Source organism: Kocuria coralli, assembly GCF_008831305.1.
Taxonomy (GTDB): domain Bacteria; phylum Actinomycetota; class Actinomycetes; order Actinomycetales; family Micrococcaceae; genus Kocuria; species Kocuria coralli.
The window spans coordinates 1-222 of the sequence record NZ_ML708674.1 but is presented as its reverse complement, the minus strand read 5'-3'; the positions used below and the strand labels follow the sequence as shown (position 1 = coordinate 222).

At 35.6% G+C, this 222-nt stretch carries 1 pseudogene; it reads left to right on the top strand.

What is annotated here, in order from left to right:
• Positions 1-221, top strand: a pseudogene (locus tag FCK90_RS15305) (D-serine/D-alanine/glycine transporter); the annotation flags it as partial.
• Position 222 lies beyond the last annotated feature (1 nt).

The following is a 222-nucleotide window of genomic DNA, read 5'->3' as shown; positions in this document are numbered from 1 at the left end:
AACATCCAGAAATCGCAGAAAAAAGTAAATTCAAAATGCCTTTATCGCCTGTAATGAACTGGGTTAGCTTGGTTTTCTTCGGAGGATTACTAGTTATCCTCGGTTTTGCCGCAGATACAAGAATCGCACTTTTCGTTACACCAGTATGGTTCTTGATTTTAGCTATCGCTTATCAAGTTTTAAAAGTATCCAATCGAAAGACAAAAATTCGACATAATTAAT